Origin of the sequence: Ruegeria sp. R14_0, assembly GCF_017743975.1 — a bacterium.
GTDB lineage: Bacteria > Pseudomonadota > Alphaproteobacteria > Rhodobacterales > Rhodobacteraceae > Ruegeria.
This window is the reverse complement of the sequence record NZ_JAGHRC010000009.1, coordinates 63,614-80,508: the sequence shown is the minus strand read 5'-3', so window position 1 is coordinate 80,508 and position 16,895 is coordinate 63,614. Positions and strand designations below refer to the sequence as shown.

Below are 16,895 nucleotides of genomic sequence, written 5' to 3'. Positions count from 1 at the left end.
CCCCGCGTGCCCAAGATCGACGCCCGTTCCCTGTTCTCGCCCACCGTGCTGCTGGCGTTGGCGCTTATGACGGTCATCGTGATGATGATCCTGCCCATGCCCGCCTGGGTACTGGATGTGGGTTTGTCCGCCTCATTCGCGCTGGCGATCCTGATTTTCACCCTGACGCTGTTCATCGAACGACCGCTGGATTTTTCGTCGTTCCCAACGATCCTGCTGGCCTCGCTGATGCTGCGGCTGTCGCTGAATGTGTCCTCGACCAAGCTGATTATCGGTCAGGGACATACAGGCCCCAATGCCGCCGGGGACGTAATCGAAGGCTTTGCGAATTTCGTTATGGGCGGCAGTATCTTTTTGGGGCTCGTGGTCTTTGGTGTTTTGCTGATCGTGAACTTCATGGTCATCACCAAAGGTGCCGCGCGCATGGCTGAGGTCGGTGCGCGGTTCGCACTGGACGGAATGCCTGGCAAGCAGTTGGCCATCGACAGCGATATGTCCGCCGGGGCCATCGACCACCAGCAAGCCAAGGAACGCCGCGAACGCGAACAGCAAGAGACCACGTTTTTCGGCTCGCTCGATGGGGCGTCGAAATTCGTCAAAGGCGACGCGGTTGCCGGGTTGCTGATCACTCTGCTGAACCTTGTAATGGGTCTGATCATGGGCGTGATCGTCCACGGGATGCCGGTCTCTTCCGCATTTGAGACCTACGCCATTCTGACCGTCGGCGACGGGCTGGTATCGCAGATTCCCGCCGTTATCATCTCAATCGCCTCTGCGCTTTTGCTGGCCCGGGGCGGCACGCAAGGCGCGACGGACAACGCAATTTTCTCACAGCTGGGTCGGCATCCAGCGGCGTTGGGCACGGTTGCCGTTCTGATGGTGCTTTTTGCGCTGGTGCCAGGTCTGCCGTTTCTCCCGTTTATCCTTGGCGCAGGGGTTCTTGGCTATGCCGCCTATTCGGTGCACCGCAACCAAAAGGTCGAAGCCGAGGCCGCGTTGAAGCCTGCGCCGCAGGATGAGACGCCAGTTTCTCAGGCCATCGGTGACATTCTGGATCTCGACGACGTGCATCTGGAATTCGCGCCTGATCTTGTCAGCATGGTGCTGAACTCCGGTACCGGGTTGGACGCACGCATCGCCAATATGCGCACCTATGTGGCCTCGAGCTTTGGTCTGATCCTGCCCGATATCCGCCTGACAGATCAGGCCGAACTCCCGCTGGGAACCTATGTGATCAAGGTGCAGGGGGTCGAACAAGCGCGCGGAGTGCTCAACCCCGATCTGGTGCTGGCGCTGGTGCAGGACGGCCATGACATGCTGCCCGAAGGCAATGACGTAACCGAGCCCGTCTACGGCGCGCCCGCCCGCTGGATCCTGCCCAAGGATCAAGAGGCCGCAGCGCTGAGTGGCGCAACCATCGTCTCACCACCCGAGATTCTGGCGACCCACCTGTTGGAGATCATCAAACAAAACTTCGCGCGCCTGCTGACACTGAAATCCCTGCGCCGCCTGCTGTCCGAGATGACACGGCTGAGCGATCCGGTGCGGGCGGAAGCCAATCGCAAGCTGTTGGACGAATTGATCCCCGACAAGGTTCCGATCGACACCCTGCATGCGGTGTTGCGCCTGTTGCTCGAAGAAAAGGTCTCGATCCGTAACATGGCCCTGATCCTCGAAAGCGTGGCCGAGGCGCGTCTGACCACCACCCAACCCGAGGGGATCTGTGAACTGGTTCGTCAAAAACTGGGATTTCAACTGGTCGCCGACATGAAACGGGGGGATGGGTCCATTCCGCTGATTCAGCTTGCGCCAGAGTGGGAGGACACTTTTGCCTCATACCAAATCGACGCTCCCAATGCCGGACTGGATGTCGCGTTGCCGCCAAATCTGTTCAACAAACTGGCAGATGGGGTTGTGAAAACCGTGTCTCAATCTGCCGATAACGGATTGTTCCCCGCGGTTGTGACATCGACACGTCGCAGGCGCCTGCTGCGTACGATCCTGCAGGCGCGGGGCATTGCGAACCCGGTTCTAACGTTTGAGGAAATCGGGCTCGACGCGCGACCCGCACTGGTCGGGACGGTGCCCGCGTGATCGCCCTGCCCCCCGCACTGTTGCCAGAACTGGCCGGGGGCCTGTGGCATCTCTTTGCCGTGTTTCTGCGCGTCTCAGCCATGGTGTCGCTGCTGCCCGCCTTTGGCGAACGCAGCATCCCCACCCGCGTCAAGCTTGGGATTTCAGCGGCCTTCACCTTGATCGTATCACCGGCCGTGTCAGCGCCTGGCCCAGACCCCGAGTTTTTACCTTTGGTGCAAATGATCGGCACCGAGACACTGGTTGGCCTGATACTGGGCATCGGATTGCGCTTGTTTGTGTTGGCCCTGCAAACCGCAGGGTCCATCGCCGCGCAATCAACATCCCTGTCGCAAATCCTGGGCGGCGCGGCCGTCGACCCTGTCCCCGCTATGGGGTACTTTCTGACTCTGGCCGGGCTGACGTTGGCCGTTCTGTTGGGCCTGCATATCCGCGTGGCGCAGTTTCTGATCCACAGCTACACGTTGTTTCCCATGGGTGTGACGCCGCTGGCATCGGATTTGTCTCAGTGGGGTGTACAGCACATTGCACGCAGCTACGCTCTGGCCTTCGGGCTGGCCATGCCCTTCGTCATTGCCTCGCTGATCTATAATCTGGCCCTTGGGGTCATCAACCGCGCAATGCCACAGCTGATGGTGGCTTTTGTGGGGGCCCCGGCAATCACTTTTGCCGGATTGTTCCTGCTTTTTGCCGGCGCACCTTTGATCCTGTCTGTGTGGTCCGACGCCCTATTCGCCTTCATGATGAACCCGCTTGAGGTGACGCGATGAGCGGTCAGGACGACGACAGTGACAAGTCTTTTGAGGCGACCTCGCAAAAACTGCAGAAGGCGCGCGAAAAGGGTGAGGTCGCCAAATCCAACGACCTGTCGGTTGTCGCGGCCTATATCGGTCTGCTGGTGGCCATGCTCGCCGCGGGGCAATTCGCGGTTCAGAATATGGGCACTCTGCTTGTCGTTCTGATCGACCAGGCCGATGATTTCGGCCAGTTGCTGACGTCAGGACCTGCAGCCAGCCCCGTAGGGGGAATACTTGGAACCGTAGCTGTGTCCGTTTCAATTCTTTTTGGCCTACCTGCGGCGGCTGTTCTGCTGAGCCTGATTGCCCAACGCGCGCTGGTTTTTGCACCCAGCAAACTGAAACCCAAATTGTCGCGCATTTCGCTCCCTTCGAACGCCAAGAACAAGTTCGGGCGCAGCGGCCTTTTCGAATTTGCCAAGAGCTTTGCGAAGCTGGTGATCTACGGCACCTGCCTGGCGCTGTTTCTGCGCGCCAATCTTAGCGATATCTTGTCCGCAAGCGCGGCCGAGGCACGCTCGTCCGTCATGTTGATGATGAACCTGCTGTTTCGGTTCATGTTCATCGCGATCGCAGTGGCGCTGGCGATCGGTGCGATCGACTATGCCTGGCAATATGCCGAGCACATGCGCAAAAATCGCATGTCACGCAAGGAAATCCAGGATGAGACCAAGGACGCCGAAGGCGATCCGCACGTGAAACAGCAGCGCCGCCAGCGTGCCCAGGACATCGCAACCAATCAGTTGATGGCCGATGTCCCAAAGGCTGATGTGGTCATCGTGAACCCAACCCATTTCGCCGTCGCGCTAAAGTGGTCACGCACTGCCGGGTCGGCCCCGGTGTGTATCGCCAAAGGCGTGGACACCGTAGCCGCCGCCATTCGCGAGGCCGCCGGCCAGGCCGGTGTCCCAATTCACTCCGACCCGCCAACGGCCCGGGCCCTGCACGCGACAATCGAGATCGGCCAGGAGATTTCCGAAGAACACTACCGCCCCGTGGCCGCAGCGATCCGGTTTGCCGAGGCCATGCGCAAACGGGCTAAGGAGCAAGCGTTTTGAAGCGTAAACAGTTGCAGGATTTGCAAAAGGTAACCGAGGCCGCGTTTCAGCGCGAATATCAATCCCTGCGCCCTGTTCTTGAGGCCGAAGCGCAGCTTCAAAACCAACTCGCCCGCCTGGATGCTCAACTAGCGCGAACCCGGCAAGAGGCCGCATCGACCGAAGGCTATCGCGTGACCGGCACGGATGTTCTGTGGAATGGTTGGGAATCTGCGACCCGCAGACAATTGAATATGCAGCTCGCCGGTCTCAGGGCGCAGAAGCTTGCAGCACTTTCCGAGCTGCGCGTTGCGTTCGGACGCAAACAGGCGGTCGCCAAACTGTCCGAAACATCCAAACTGACGCGCAGGTAACCGCGCGCCCAGCCTTGCAACGCTGACCTGTCAGGTGTCCTGGCGGTTAACGCTCATGATAAGGATCTGCGAGACATCCTCACCCAGATCCTTGCGCGCCTCATTCAACAGCGCTTTGCGCAAAACCGAAAGGTTGTCGGATTGGGTGAAGTTGCCGTTGAATCCACCCGTATTCGCATGGTCGAACAGAACCTGTAGAAACCGATCGCGCAGCTTGGGTTCAACAGCATAGACCGTCTCGGTCATGCCCGGAGTGACCTCAAGGCTTAGCGACATGGTGACAAGAGCCGCAATGCGGTCTGCCTCGACGATTGGAACCACGAATTGCTTGGTCAGCTTAAGGTATTCATGGGAACCAGCGTCCTCTTTTTTGTCCGGTTCTTTTGCCTTGGCTTTATTGTCCATTGCCTCAGGCTTTTCGTCTTTGGTCGCGACCGTTTCTTTGTCGGCACTCTTGGTCCCTTTGCCGGAAGGCGCCAGGAAAAGACCCGCCGCAATGCCACCGCCCATGCCGAACAGCAACAGGAGAACCGGGATCAGTTTCTTCATCACAGTTTCCCCTTAGAATGGCAGGACAGAATCTAGGATTTGTTGCCCATAGCGGGGCTGCTGAACGTCGGTGATCTGACCGCGACCGCCGTAGGACACGCGGGCCGATGCGATCTTGTCATACGTGATCTCATTCTGGCGCGAAATATCCTGCGGGCGGACATAGCCCGCAACCAAAAGCTCGCGCAGCTCAAAATTGACGCGCAACTCCTGCGAACCCGAGATCGACAGAACCCCGTTCGGCAGAACATCAATCACCGTTGCGGCAACACGCAGGGTCAGCTTTTCCTTGCGTTTCACTGATCCCTTACCCTTGCTGGAGGACGCTGAATCAATCGACACGGCCTCATCCAGCGACGCCCCATCAGGCAATTGTTCCGCTGCGCGTTGCGGCAGACCAAACAGACCCGGAACCTCTAGGCTTTCCGAACCGCTGCGCGACCGGTTCGTGTCGTTTGATATTTCGGCCTTTTCGTCCAGCTCGATCACGACGGTCAGGATATCCCCTTTCTTGATCGCGCGCTGATCACCCAGCAAAGACTGCTGACCTCCGCTCCAAAGAGATGCCTTGTCCACACTGCGCTGTGGCTGCGTGTGCAGCGGTAGCCCCGGCCAAAGCATCGCCACATGTTCCGGAGATTCATCATTGGGAGTAAAGCTTGGCGGTTTGCCAAGGTGGTCCACCCGGCCACAGGCCGACACGGCCAGAATTGCAATCAACAGAGTTTTGGAAAGTGCTGACATCATTTTACCTCGATCTGGCCATCGGGCCGGATGAACCCGGTGATGGTTGTGCGTGACGACAGGTTCATGACCCGGATACGATCCCCGGCTGCACCGCGGCCCAAGGCACGCCCTTCGGCGGTGATGGACAGGGGACGGCGATCAAACACCAGAACGACCAGATCGTTGCGATCCACGATCGCCGGAGGACCAACATCGCCTTCGCGAATTGGGCGCCCGGGATAAAGCGCGACGCGTGCCTCTTGCCCGATCAATGCCTCAGGGGATGTTACGGCGTTGGGCACCACTTGGTCCTTGATCTCAAGATCGGCGGCCGAAACGACCTCTTTGGCGCGGATGGTGCGTTTCGACACAACAATGTCCGCCATCGCTGGCAGCGCGGTCATCACGGTCAGAAAAATGCTCAGAACCCGCATCACCGCACCTGCGTTGTTGCGCCCATCATCTGATCAACAGCAGAGATGACCTTGGCGTTCATTTCATACCCGCGTTGGGCCTCAATCAGTTCAGTAACCTCGCGCACAGCGTCGACCGAGCTGTCTTCCAGATAACCCTGCCGCAACGTGCCCAGCCCGTCCTCACCCGGTGCTCCAACCACGGGTGCGCCCGATGCTTCGGTCTCTTTGAACACATTTCCGCCAATCGCCTCGAGCCCCTTGGCATTGGAAAAACTGGCCAGCGTGAACTCACCCAGCAACTGCCCCTCGGGGGCGTCGTCGAAATAGGCATAGACCTCGCCCGCGGCATTGATCGAGATCGACCGCGCATCGTCGGGGATGGTGATCTCGGGTGCGACGGCAAAGCCGTCTGAGGTTACAATCAGACCCTCGGCCGATCGTTTCAGACTGCCGTCCCGCGTATAGCCTGGTTGGCCATTGGGCAACGTCACCTCCAGATAGCCGCGCCCTTCGATCGCGACATCCAGATCGCTGCCGGTAGCTGACAAGGCACCCTGAGACAGCTGCACCGTCACCGCGGACGGGCGCACGCCAAGACCCAGCTGAATGCCGGTCGGCAGAACCGTACCGTCATTGGCGTTGACCGCACCTGCGCGCGCCACTTGCTGATAGTGCAGATCCGCGAACTCGGCCCGGCGCGCGTTGTAGCCCGTGGTGTTCATGTTCGCGAGGTTGTTCGAGATCGTCTCGACCCGCATCTGTTGCGCCGTCATGCCGGTCGCCGCGATTTTCAATGCCCGCATTTCAAACTCTCCTTGTTCACATCAACGCATGAGCGCCTTGAGCGCGCCACGCAGCCGGTCATCCTCGGTATCCAGAAAGCTCTGCCCCAGCTCATAGGCGCGCTGGATTTCCACCAGGCGCGAGACCTGCACGATGGCATTCACATTCGACCCTTCAAGAAATCGGTGTACGACCACGGGATCCTCGACCGGCTCAATCTCGCCTTCCGCCCGAAACTGCGTACTGCCTTCGCGTACCAGCGTTTTGGGATCAGCGACGCGATAGACTCCGATCTGACCCAGCAATTGGCCATCGATGCTCATGGTTCCGTCATTGCCGACATCAATCAAGGCGGCATCCGGGGGAATGAAAACGGGTGCACCATTGCTGTCCAGCACGCGGTGCCCATCCATTGTCACCAGATCCCCATCTGCGCTGGGCGAGAACGCACCGGCCCGTGTCAGCCTGTTTCCCGCAGGCGTTTCGACCATGAAAAACCCGTCGCCTTCGATTGCAAAGTCGAACTGTCCACCCGTTTCTGTCAGGACGCCCTGCTGCAAAGAGGTGTTTCGCACCTCGGCGCGGCTCATGGACAGGGACGGGTTGCCCGGCATGTCGCGAACGAATTCCGAGAACACCAGGCCTTGCGCCCGGTAACCCGTTGTATTGGCGTTGGCGATATTATTCGCCACCAGCCGCATTTCGTTCATCAGACCCGATTGCCGGGACAGGGTGACATAGGCGGTATCCATCAGCGACCTCCTGCGATCAAAGGGATGAGTGTTCCGGTGAAGAAGGTGACCAGCGTCTGGGTCATGAATCCCATCGAGATCCAGAACACGATGACGATGGCGATCAGTTTCGGCACGAAGGTCAGCGTCATCTCTTGCACAGAGGTCAGCGCCTGAAACAGGCCAACGATCAGACCCGACACCAGCGCCACAGCGAGGATCGGGACCGAAGTGATGACCGCGACCCACAGCGCCTGACGCACGATGTCATAGAAGAGACCTTCGCTCAGCATGGGTCAGACCGGCATCCGCAGGATTTCCTGATAGGCCTCGACCACCTTGTTGCGCACGATCACCGCCGTTTCCACGGCCAGCTCGGTCTGAGCCAGCGCTTGCACCAGGGCATGCGGATCTGCCTGGCCGGTCATTGCGGCCTGCGAGACCTGTTCGGAGTGTTTCAGCGTCGCGGCAAAGTCCTGAAACCCAGCGCGCAGACCCTGCACCATTCCGGCGTGATCGGGGTCAGCCTGGGTTGCGGGGCGCGCGCCTGCATAGCTCTGGGCGGCGTTGAGAGCTCGGATATCCATTCTGGTGTCCTTTATTTTCTGAGGAGGTCCATCAGGCTCGACGACATCTGGCGTGTCTGGTCGAACATCTTGAGGTTGGCTTCGTAACTGCGTTGCGCTTCACGGGCGTCGGCAATCTCGATCATAAGATCCACGTTCGACCCGCGGTAATGGCCGGTGTCATCAGCCATCGGATGACTTGGGTCATAGATGCGGGACCCGTCGCGGCGGTCCAGCTTGACGCGGCCGGCCTGAACCATGTCACGCCCGTCTTTCTGCACGGTTTCGAACGGTACCGTCTTGCGACGGTACCCGGGCGTATCGGCGTTCGAGATATTCTCGGACACATGCCTCAGACGTGCAGATTGCGCACGCAGGGCACTGGTCGACGCGGCAAGGGAATGGGAAAAATTACTCATCTGACTGCCCCTTACGCCCGGCCCAGACTGCTGCGCAGGATGTTCATCGAGGATTTGTAGATCGCCAGCGCGCGGTCATGCTGACGCTTGACCTCGATCGCTTTGAACATCTCTTCTTCGATGGATACACCGTTGCCATTGGGATCGCCCGAGGGCGTAACCTCGAACTCGGCCCAAGGCTGCGGGCCAGTGGCACCGTTCAAATGCCCATCGCGCGTGGCGGACATCGCGGCTTGCTGGCCTGTGTTTTCGAATGCTTTCTGAAAGGCCTCGATATCGCGAGGCTGATAGCCCGGCGTATCCGCGTTGGCCATATTGCGCGCGACGACAGCCTGCCGTTGCCCGGCATGGGTTGCCATTGCGTACGCGGTCTTAAAGACGTTCAGGTCATAGAACATCGGGGCTTCTCCCTCGATCAATTTCAATCAAGGCTTAACCCCGATTCCTTTAGAAACCGTTTTCAGAAACCGTTGGAGAACCCACGATGTCCGATCTCGACCCGATGCTTTTGAAATGTGAATTCGACCGGTTGACCGCGACGCGCCATACGGGGCGTGTCTGTGGAGTTGCGCGCGGTGTGGTCGAGATTGAAGGCCTTGAGACACAGGCCCGGATCGGCGATCACCTGACCTTGCGGCGGCGCAATGGGCCGGATCTTGAAGGTGAGGTTCTGCATGTCGAATCAGATCTGATCCACATGATACCCGCCGCGGCCCCAGATGGTGTTTGCCTGGGTGATCAGGTGATTCTGAACCAAACACCCGTTTTTGCGCCGGGCATGCACTGGTTAGGCCGGGTGGTCGACCCCTTCGGCCGGCCGCTGGACGGCAAACCGCTGCTGTCCGGCATTCAAACACGCGACATCATGCAATCCCCACCCGCTGCGGTCGAACGCAAACCGCTGGGCGCTCGGATGGAAAGCGGGTTGGCGATGCTCAACACGATGCTGCCTGTCGTTCAGGGCCAGCGTGTCGGATTGTTTGCTGGCTCGGGCGTGGGCAAATCCACCCTGCTGGCCAAGCTGGCCAAGTCAATGCAAGCGGACGCCGTAGTTGTCGCCTTGGTTGGTGAACGCGGGCGTGAGGTGAACGAGTTTGTCGAACACGCTTTGGGGGCAGAAGGGATGAAGCGTTCGGTCGTTGTGGCCGCGACCTCGGATCAGTCGGCGCTGGCGCGGCGTCGATGTGCATGGTCGGCCATGTCGGTGGCGGAATACCTGCGCGATCAGGGCATGAACGTCCTGTTTCTGGCCGATTCTGTCACCCGTTTCGCCGAAGCGCATCGTGAGATTGCCGTCGCCATGGGCGAACAACCTTCGCTGCGCGGTTTCCCACCTTCGGTCACGCCCTTGATTGCAGGTCTGTGCGAGCGCGCCGGGCCAGGCACGGCAGAACAAGGCGACATTACCGCCGTATTCAGCGTTTTGGTCGCGGGGTCGGATATGGATGAACCCATAGCGGACATCCTGCGCGGCGTTCTGGACGGCCACATCGTGCTGAACCGTGAAATTGCCGAGCGCGGGCGGTTTCCCGCCATCGATCTCAGCCGATCAGTCTCACGCAGCTTGCCCGGCGCGGCCTCGCCCGAGGAAAACCAGCTGATCGCCCAAACCCGCCGTTTGGTCGGCAGCTATGAGCAATCTGAAGTGATGATCAAAGCCGGTCTTTATTCCGAGGGCACCGATCCGCTTTTGGACCAAGCCGTGCGGGTCCACGGTGAGCTGGACACCTTTTTTGCCAAGACAGAAACGGATGGGATCAAGAACAGTTTTGACCATCTGCAATTGATCCTGCGGCGGGCGGGGGCTGCACCGCAACAGTAGGAAATTCGAACAGTTTTAAGTGTTAAGGCCACCTTAAGACCTGCGCTGCTACCCCGGTAGCGGGTGATAAAAAGGTGGTGGAGATGGGTGCGCAATCCAATGCGGCGCCAATCATCATCAAGAAGAAACGTGTGTCAGGTGGCGATGGTCACCACGGTGGCGCGTGGAAGGTCGCATATGCCGACTTTGTCACGGCCATGATGGCGTTCTTCATGTTGATGTGGCTGTTGAATGCAACGACGGAAAAACAACGCAAAGGGCTGGCGGATTACTTTTCGCCAACAATTCCCGTGAACCCGGTGTCAGGCGGTGGTGACGGAGCCTTTGGCGGCAACAACATGTTCTCGGAAAAGACCATGGTGATGGACGGCTCGGGTGCCAGTCAGAAAAGCCCGACGGTTGCGCGGCAGGCGCGCGGGTCGGTCGGTGTGGCCGCAGACGGTGGTAAGAAAAGCGCCGAGGATTTTTCGACGCTCGAGTCCCAGCTTTTGGGGCGCACGGGCGAAAGCATGGTCTCGGACAAGGTTCTGAAACATATCGTCACGCGGGTCACCGACGAAGGCCTGGTTGTCGAACTGTTTGATACCGAGGATCAGCCGCTGTTCGAATCGGGTACCGACGCACCAACCGCCATGATGCGCGCGCTTGCGGTTCTGGTGGCACGGTCATCGGACCTGGTGCAGAACGTCATCGCAATCGAAGGTCACGTACGCGCATCCCCGGTTGTTCTTGTACACGACCCGGCTTGGGATCTGTCGACAACTCGGGCACAGAAAGTGCGTCAGATGCTGCAGGACGTAGGTTTAGCAGCCAAAAGGGTGGATCGGGTGACGGGTCACGCGGACCGTGAGTTGATGGCGAAAAACCCCATGGCTGTGCGCAACAACCGGATCGAGGTCATCTTTCTGCGAACGCCCTGAGGAGAAAAGGATAGAGCGCATTTTACCTGTTAGCGTGCTGTTAAGGGCCAGCACGTTAGCTGTTGCATCACGTTTTGACGCAACAGAAGGGCGTGCCAATGACAATTTCCTCTTCGCTGAATGCCGGTGTGGCCGCTTTGAAGGCCAACGCCAACCGGCTGGCAACCATTTCCGACAACATCGCCAATTCGTCGACCTTTGGCTACAAGCGGGTCGAGACGGATTTTCACTCGATGGTCACGTCCGGTCAGGGGGGCAGCTATTCGGCGGGGGGCGTCAGAACCACAAGCCAGCGCATGATCGACCAACGCGGATCGCTGGTCACCACGAACAACTCCACTGATCTGGCCGTTCGCGGGCGCGGTTTGCTGCCGGTTCGGCCCAGCTCTCAGGTTGGTGCCAACTCGAATGAGATGCTGCTGACCACAACCGGATCGTTCCGCACCAATGCGCAGGGGCATCTGGTTACACAATCCGGTCTGGTCCTGCTGGGCTGGCCCGCGAATCCGGACGGGTCGATCCCCAGCGTACCCCGCGATACGCCCGCCGCACTTGAACCGGTCAAGCTCAGCGTCAACCAACTGAGCGGGGCGCCGACCACCAGTATGAACCTGCGCATGAACCTGCCAGCGACCGCGACGGATGCAGGCGCACCGGGAGACGCGCAGCCCCTGTCGGTCGAGTATTTCGACAATCTCGGCAAATCTGAGACCGTCAATATCGAACTTGTGCCAAACGTTCCGGCCACCGGGTCCAGCAACGAATGGACCATGACGCTGCGGGATTCTGCATCGGGCGGTGCCGTGATTGGCGAATACCGTCTGACGTTCACCGACAGCCGGACCGCAGGCGGCACCCTTGCCAGCGTCACGGCCGTTTCCGGCGGGGCCTACGATCCGGCAAATGGCAGCTTTGTGGTGAACGTGGATGGCGGACCGATGGAGATCAATATCGGCCAGATCGGCGACAAGAACGGGATTACCCAACTGTCGGATACGTTCGCGCCGGTCTCAATCACGCGGGACGGTGCTCCGGTGGCCACGATGACTGGCGTCAAAGTGGATGAAAAGGGCTATGTCTTTGCCCAGTACGACAGCGGCGTCAGTCGCCGCGTGTACCAGATCCCCCTTGTGGACGTGCCCAACCCGAACGGGTTGAAAGCACTGGACAACCAGACCTACGCGCCTTCACGCGATAGCGGCACGTTCTTCCTTTGGAACGCTGGCGAGGGACCGACTGGTGATCTGGTGGCCTTCGCGCGCGAGGAATCCACGACCGATGTGGCCACCGAGCTGACCTCGATGATCCAAACGCAGCGCGCGTTTTCCTCCAGCGCAAAGGTGATCCAGACGGTCGATGAAATGTTGCAGGAAACAACAAACATAAAACGCTGATCCGGGCTTTGAGCTAGTGAAAGGACCTGTCCGATGAACATGACGACAGCATTGAACAATGCGTTGGGTGGCCTGACCGCTGCAAGCCGCGGGGCCGCGGTTGTTTCGGGCAACATCGCAAACGCCCTGACACCGGGATATGCGCGCCGATCGCTTGAACTGGCCACCAGTCCGATCTCGGGCAATGGGGTGCGAACAGTTGGGGTAACGCGGCATCAGGACCCGGTCCTGACTGCCAACCGGCGCGACTCGGATGCCAATCTGGCTGGCGCACGTGCGCTCTTGGATTTCCACACGCGGTTAGAAAAAGCAGTGGGTTCGGTCGATGACCCCAAATCCTTCGCCTCGCGGTTGACCACTTTCGAGAATAGCCTGACCACGGCCGCCAGCTTGCCGGATTCAAAAGTTCGGCTGGACCAGGCCGCACGCGCGGCGCGAGACCTGGCCGATAGCCTGAACGCGGCGTCCGAAGGGCTGCGACAGGCGCGATCGGATGCAGACAGAACCATCGGCAGGCAAGTCGACGAACTGAACCAGACTTTGCAGGACATCGAAGAGCTGAACAATAAGATCCCCAGCATCAGAAACTCAGGCGGTGACATCAATGCCTTGCTGGATCAGCGACAGGTGCTGGTCGATCAGGTGAACGAAATAATCCCGGTCAACGTTGTCGCGCGCGAAAACGACCGGGTGTCTTTGTACTCTGATGGCGGCCTGATCCTGTTGGAAGGTCAGGCGGCAAGGTTCGAATTCACGACAACCGGCGAAACAAAGCCGCATATGACACTCGGCAACAACCTACTGTCAGGTCTTGAGATGAACGGCCAAGCCGTTCGAACCAGCGGCGACAATGCGCAACTGCGGGGAGGATCACTGGCGGCCCAGTTCAGGATTCGCGATGAGCTGGCCGTCGATGCGCAGGTGCATCTGGACACAGCCGCGCGAGATCTTATCGAGCGGTTTGAAACCGCTGGTCTTGATACGACCGTTGCGGCGACCGATCCGGGCCTGTTCACGGATGATGGCAACCGTTTGAACCCGGCTGCGGTGACCGGGCTGGCCGCGCGCATCAGCCTGAATGCGGTCGTGGACCCAGATGATGGCGGCGACAGCTGGAAACTGAGGACCGGTCTTGGCGCCGCCACTCCCGGTGATCCGGGCAACGCAACTCAACTGAGAGCCTTTGGAGCGGTTCTTAATGATGCCCGGCCCGTTTCAGGGGGGCTCTACGGAACTGGCAATATGCGCGCGCCCGAGTTGGCCGAGGCGTTGTTGTCCAAAGTCGGTGCGGACGCCCATGCCGCCGAAGAGCGCATGACCTTCGCCAGGAACGCGCAGCTGGAAATGGCCAAGATCGAGGCTGAACACGGCGTCGATACCGATACCGAACTGCAAAACCTGATGCAGATCGAAAAGACATATGCCGCAAATGCACGGCTCATCTCAACCGTGGATGAGATGATGGACACTCTGCTGAGGTTGTGACGATGAATCTGACATCCATAGGTGATCTGGCGCGCGGGCTGACACTCAGAACCCGATCGACCGAGATCAAAACCCAGATCGAAACCCTCTCGTATGAGCTGTCGTCTGGCCGGGTTCAGGACATTTCCGGCCAACTGGACGGGGATTACTCGCACCTTCTGGATCTGGATCGCAGCCTGTCCCGCTTGGACGCTTTCAAGGTTTCGACCGCCGAAGCAAGCCTGTTCACCGACGCAATGCAGCTGAGTCTGAATACTGTTGCCGGGGCCGTTGACGGTATCACCTCATCCCTTTTGTCGTTTGGCACTTCAAACCAAGCGGTCACGCATGAAAACGCATCCACTCAGGCCAAGAATGAGTTGAATGTGATAATGTCCGCACTGAACGCACGGGCAGGCGGACGCAGTTTGTATTCCGGCACCGCGACGGATGTCTCACCGTTGCCGTCAGCGGACGCGCTGATTGCCGCGCTTCAAACAGAGCTGACCGGCGCGGCAACCGTTGCGGATATCCGGCAGCGGGCCGAGGATTGGTTCAACGACCCTGCAGGATTTGACGCCGTGATGTACCGTGGCTCTGATACCAAACTGGCGCCGATGCAGATTTCCGAGAATGAAAGCGTCTCGATTCCGATCACGGCAACAGACCCCGCCATCAAAGCCGCGCTGCGCGATATCGCGGTCGCCGCGGTGGTTTCGGACAGCGGCCTGAACGTCCCAACCGAGCAGCGCACAGCCTTGTTCAAGCAATTGGGCGTTGATCTGGTCAATGCAAAGGATCAGTTGGTGCGGCTGCGCGCGGATGTCGGCGCAACCGAAGCCCGGATCGAGCAGGCTCAGACGCGCAACACCGCGGCGCGCACAAGTTTGCAAAGCAGTCGGAACACTTTGATCGCGGCAGATCCGTACGAAACGGCCACGCAGTTAAAGACCGTCCAGTTCCAGCTGGAGAGTTTGTATTCCGTCACCGTTCGCAACGCGAACCTATCGCTGGTGAACTTCCTGAGATGAGAGTTTTTGTCTTTCTTCTGATGCTGCTGCCTGGCTTGGCCTCGGCCGGGGCGATCCGGTTAAAGGATCTGGTGGATTTCGACGGGGTGCGTGGCAACGATCTGGTTGGTTACGGATTGGTTGTGGGCCTGAACGGCACTGGCGACGGGCTCAGGAACTCTCCGTTCACCGAAGAGATCATGTCCAACATCCTTGAACGGTTGGGCGTCAACGTGAATGGCGAAGACTTTCGCCCCAAAAATGTGGCCGCCGTTCTGGTGACCGCAAGTCTGCCTCCGTTTTCCCGAGTGGGCGGGCAGATCGACGTCACGGTCTCGGCCATCGGGGATTCGAAAAGCCTGCTTGGGGGTACGCTGATCATGACCCCGCTCAATGCCGCAGACGGGCAAATCTATGCGGTTGCTCAAGGTACTGTTCTCGCCGGTGGCGCCGTGGCCGAAGGCGATGCCGCCTCGGTCGTTCAGGGTGTTCCGACGTCGGGTGTGATCCCGTCGGGCGCACGCGTCGAGCGCGAGATTGATTTCGAACTGTCGTCGCTGACGCAAATGCGATTGGCCCTGCGCGAACCGGATTTCACTACGGCCGGTCGGATTGAGGCCGCGATCAACGCCGAATTCAATCGCGGCGTGGCGATCATGCGCGACTCCGGCACGGTCGAACTGAATATTGCAGCGACGCAGGCCATTTCGACCGCTCACGCGTTGAGTCGGATCGAAAACATTCTGGTCGAACCCGAAACCAAAGCCCGTGTTGTGGTCGATCAGCGTTCGGGCACGATTGTCATGGGGCAAGAGGTACGGATTTCTCGCGTGGCGGTGTCGCAGGGCAACCTGACGCTAACGGTCGAAGAAGCTCCGATTGCAGTGCAGCCGAATCCGTTTGCGCGTGGCGAGACCGTTGTCGTGCCAAGAACCATCGCAGGCATAGAAGAAGAGGAAGGGACAGGGCTGGCCGAAATCCCCGAAGCCACAACCCTGTCCGAAGTCGTCGCTGGCCTGAACGCGTTGGGGGTGTCGCCGCGCGATATGATCGATATTCTCAAAACGATCAAAGCGGCGGGTGCATTACACGCCGAATTTGTCGTCCGCTAAGAAAATCTGGGGCCAAGCGGCCCCGGATTTGATCACTTTGACTTCCAGCTGTTCAGCCATCTTCTGAATTTGCTGCCCTGTTCTTCAATGGCATCCCCGGCAGCGTACAGACCATCTTCCATATTCTCGATCACTGGGTCGACCCGCGCTTCGCGAAACCGACGCCAGCGGACCCATAAGGCCCAAACGATCGCGAAGAACACGGTCAGGAAGATAATGTTGAACCACGGGATGATCCGCACATCAGGGTTTTTGACCGCCCAGATTTTCACCGCATTTGGGAAAATCGACAGGAACTCGCTGCGCCAGCCATAGTGGCGCACAACCACCCAACGAGGCGCTTCGGTCGTTGATTTCAAATCCGCTGCTTCGGCCTGCAGGTTCGAGGAGTTCAGCTTGAAATAGGGTGGCCAGCCCCAGCCTGTGTCTTCGTTGCGATAGACCATGACTTTGCCATTGGTCTTGCGCGTTTGGATGAAGAACACATCGCGGTTTGGCGTCGTCGCATCACTGCCGACATCGTGAACCGACCAGAAGATACTGTTTTCACCAGGGTCGATCCGCTTTTCATAGGTGTCCGAGATCCGCACCACATCATGCTGCGGTAAGGTGTAGTTTAACACCGCTGCAATCGTGCCCCAGAACAGGATAATAAAGCCCCACTTGATGTAACGCATCTGC

Annotated in this window: 20 protein-coding genes; 10 read left to right on the top strand and 10 right to left on the bottom strand. The window is 59.2% G+C overall.

Translation table 11 applies throughout. The features are described 5' to 3' along the window. Nucleotides 1-6 precede the first annotated feature (6 nt). From flhA to J7416_RS19615, 4 genes are read left to right on the top strand one after another with little or no spacing between them, the layout of a single operon-like run. On the top strand, nucleotides 7-2,094 hold the full coding sequence (flhA, locus tag J7416_RS19630) for a flagellar biosynthesis protein FlhA (RefSeq protein ID WP_209227144.1): 2,088 nt from the start codon (nucleotides 7-9) through the stop codon (nucleotides 2,092-2,094). Then, on the top strand, nucleotides 2,091-2,864 hold the full coding sequence (locus tag J7416_RS19625; protein WP_209227143.1) for a flagellar biosynthetic protein FliR: 774 nt from the start codon (nucleotides 2,091-2,093) through the stop codon (nucleotides 2,862-2,864). The genes flhA and J7416_RS19625 overlap by 4 nt, the downstream gene beginning before the upstream one ends. After that, entirely contained in the window at nucleotides 2,861-3,949 is a 1,089-nt protein-coding gene (locus J7416_RS19620) for a flagellar type III secretion system protein FlhB (protein WP_209227142.1), read from the top strand. The genes J7416_RS19625 and J7416_RS19620 overlap by 4 nt, the downstream gene beginning before the upstream one ends. Next, the gene (locus tag J7416_RS19615) at nucleotides 3,946-4,302 is read left to right on the top strand and encodes a hypothetical protein (RefSeq protein ID WP_209227140.1); all 357 of its coding nucleotides are present in this window, start codon (nucleotides 3,946-3,948) and stop codon (nucleotides 4,300-4,302) included. Before J7416_RS19620 ends, J7416_RS19615 begins: the two co-directional genes overlap by 4 nt. A 30-nt stretch (nucleotides 4,303-4,332) precedes the next feature. Here J7416_RS19615 and J7416_RS19610 read toward each other — a convergent pair whose 3' ends face one another. The 9 genes from J7416_RS19610 to J7416_RS19570 are packed head-to-tail and all read right to left on the bottom strand — an operon-like array spanning nucleotide 4,333 to nucleotide 8,890. Next, nucleotides 4,333-4,851 (bottom strand): flagellar basal body-associated FliL family protein, encoded by a 519-nt coding sequence (locus J7416_RS19610; RefSeq protein ID WP_209227139.1) that lies wholly within the window; start codon nucleotides 4,849-4,851, stop codon nucleotides 4,333-4,335. Between the two features lie 12 nt (nucleotides 4,852-4,863). Further along, nucleotides 4,864-5,595, bottom strand: a complete 732-nt coding sequence (gene flgH, locus J7416_RS19605; protein WP_209227138.1) for a flagellar basal body L-ring protein FlgH — start codon at nucleotides 5,593-5,595, stop codon at nucleotides 4,864-4,866. Continuing rightward, on the bottom strand, nucleotides 5,595-6,011 hold the full coding sequence (flgA, locus tag J7416_RS19600; RefSeq protein ID WP_209227137.1) for a flagellar basal body P-ring formation chaperone FlgA: 417 nt from the start codon (nucleotides 6,009-6,011) through the stop codon (nucleotides 5,595-5,597). Before flgA ends, flgH begins: the two co-directional genes overlap by 1 nt. Next, nucleotides 6,011-6,796 (bottom strand): flagellar basal-body rod protein FlgG, encoded by a 786-nt coding sequence (flgG, locus tag J7416_RS19595; RefSeq protein WP_209227136.1) that lies wholly within the window; start codon nucleotides 6,794-6,796, stop codon nucleotides 6,011-6,013. Before flgG ends, flgA begins: the two co-directional genes overlap by 1 nt. 21 nt (nucleotides 6,797-6,817) lie before the next feature. Further along, entirely contained in the window at nucleotides 6,818-7,528 is a 711-nt protein-coding gene (locus J7416_RS19590; protein ID WP_209227134.1) for a flagellar hook-basal body complex protein, read from the bottom strand. Continuing rightward, entirely contained in the window at nucleotides 7,528-7,800 is a 273-nt protein-coding gene (locus J7416_RS19585; protein ID WP_170418319.1) for a flagellar biosynthetic protein FliQ, read from the bottom strand. Before J7416_RS19585 ends, J7416_RS19590 begins: the two co-directional genes overlap by 1 nt. A 3-nt stretch (nucleotides 7,801-7,803) precedes the next feature. Then, the gene (fliE, locus tag J7416_RS19580) at nucleotides 7,804-8,094 is read right to left on the bottom strand and encodes a flagellar hook-basal body complex protein FliE (RefSeq protein ID WP_209227133.1); all 291 of its coding nucleotides are present in this window, start codon (nucleotides 8,092-8,094) and stop codon (nucleotides 7,804-7,806) included. Between the two features lie 11 nt (nucleotides 8,095-8,105). Then, nucleotides 8,106-8,492, bottom strand: a complete 387-nt coding sequence (gene flgC / locus J7416_RS19575) for a flagellar basal body rod protein FlgC (RefSeq protein WP_209227132.1) — start codon at nucleotides 8,490-8,492, stop codon at nucleotides 8,106-8,108. 11 nt (nucleotides 8,493-8,503) lie between these two features. Beyond that, nucleotides 8,504-8,890 carry a FlgB family protein gene (locus J7416_RS19570; RefSeq protein ID WP_209227130.1) on the bottom strand — a complete coding sequence of 129 codons (387 nt, stop codon included), beginning with the start codon at nucleotides 8,888-8,890 and terminating at the stop codon, nucleotides 8,504-8,506. A 104-nt stretch (nucleotides 8,891-8,994) separates the two neighbouring features. Between J7416_RS19570 and J7416_RS19565 the strand changes: the two genes are divergently transcribed. From J7416_RS19565 to J7416_RS19540, 6 genes are all read left to right on the top strand, one after another. Continuing rightward, on the top strand, nucleotides 8,995-10,314 hold the full coding sequence (locus J7416_RS19565) for a FliI/YscN family ATPase (RefSeq protein ID WP_247744392.1): 1,320 nt from the start codon (nucleotides 8,995-8,997) through the stop codon (nucleotides 10,312-10,314). Nucleotides 10,315-10,397: 83 nt separating this feature from the next. Continuing rightward, nucleotides 10,398-11,234, top strand: coding sequence for a flagellar motor protein MotB (locus tag J7416_RS19560; protein ID WP_209227128.1), 837 nt, complete (start codon nucleotides 10,398-10,400; stop codon nucleotides 11,232-11,234). Nucleotides 11,235-11,332: 98 nt separating this feature from the next. Beyond that, complete coding sequence (locus J7416_RS19555; protein ID WP_209227127.1) at nucleotides 11,333-12,628, top strand: flagellar hook-basal body complex protein; 1,296 nt, start codon at nucleotides 11,333-11,335, stop codon at nucleotides 12,626-12,628. Between the two features lie 33 nt (nucleotides 12,629-12,661). Further along, on the top strand, nucleotides 12,662-14,113 hold the full coding sequence (flgK, locus tag J7416_RS19550) for a flagellar hook-associated protein FlgK (protein ID WP_209227125.1): 1,452 nt from the start codon (nucleotides 12,662-12,664) through the stop codon (nucleotides 14,111-14,113). Between the two features lie 2 nt (nucleotides 14,114-14,115). Then, nucleotides 14,116-15,123: a flagellin gene (locus J7416_RS19545; protein WP_209227124.1), complete on the top strand. Its 1,008-nt coding sequence runs from the start codon at nucleotides 14,116-14,118 to the stop codon at nucleotides 15,121-15,123. Continuing rightward, nucleotides 15,120-16,214, top strand: a complete 1,095-nt coding sequence (locus J7416_RS19540; protein WP_209227123.1) for a flagellar basal body P-ring protein FlgI — start codon at nucleotides 15,120-15,122, stop codon at nucleotides 16,212-16,214. The genes J7416_RS19545 and J7416_RS19540 overlap by 4 nt, the downstream gene beginning before the upstream one ends. A 32-nt stretch (nucleotides 16,215-16,246) precedes the next feature. Here J7416_RS19540 and J7416_RS19535 read toward each other — a convergent pair whose 3' ends face one another. Then, nucleotides 16,247-16,891 carry a DUF1523 family protein gene (locus tag J7416_RS19535; protein ID WP_209227122.1) on the bottom strand — a complete coding sequence of 215 codons (645 nt, stop codon included), beginning with the start codon at nucleotides 16,889-16,891 and terminating at the stop codon, nucleotides 16,247-16,249. Nucleotides 16,892-16,895 lie beyond the last annotated feature (4 nt).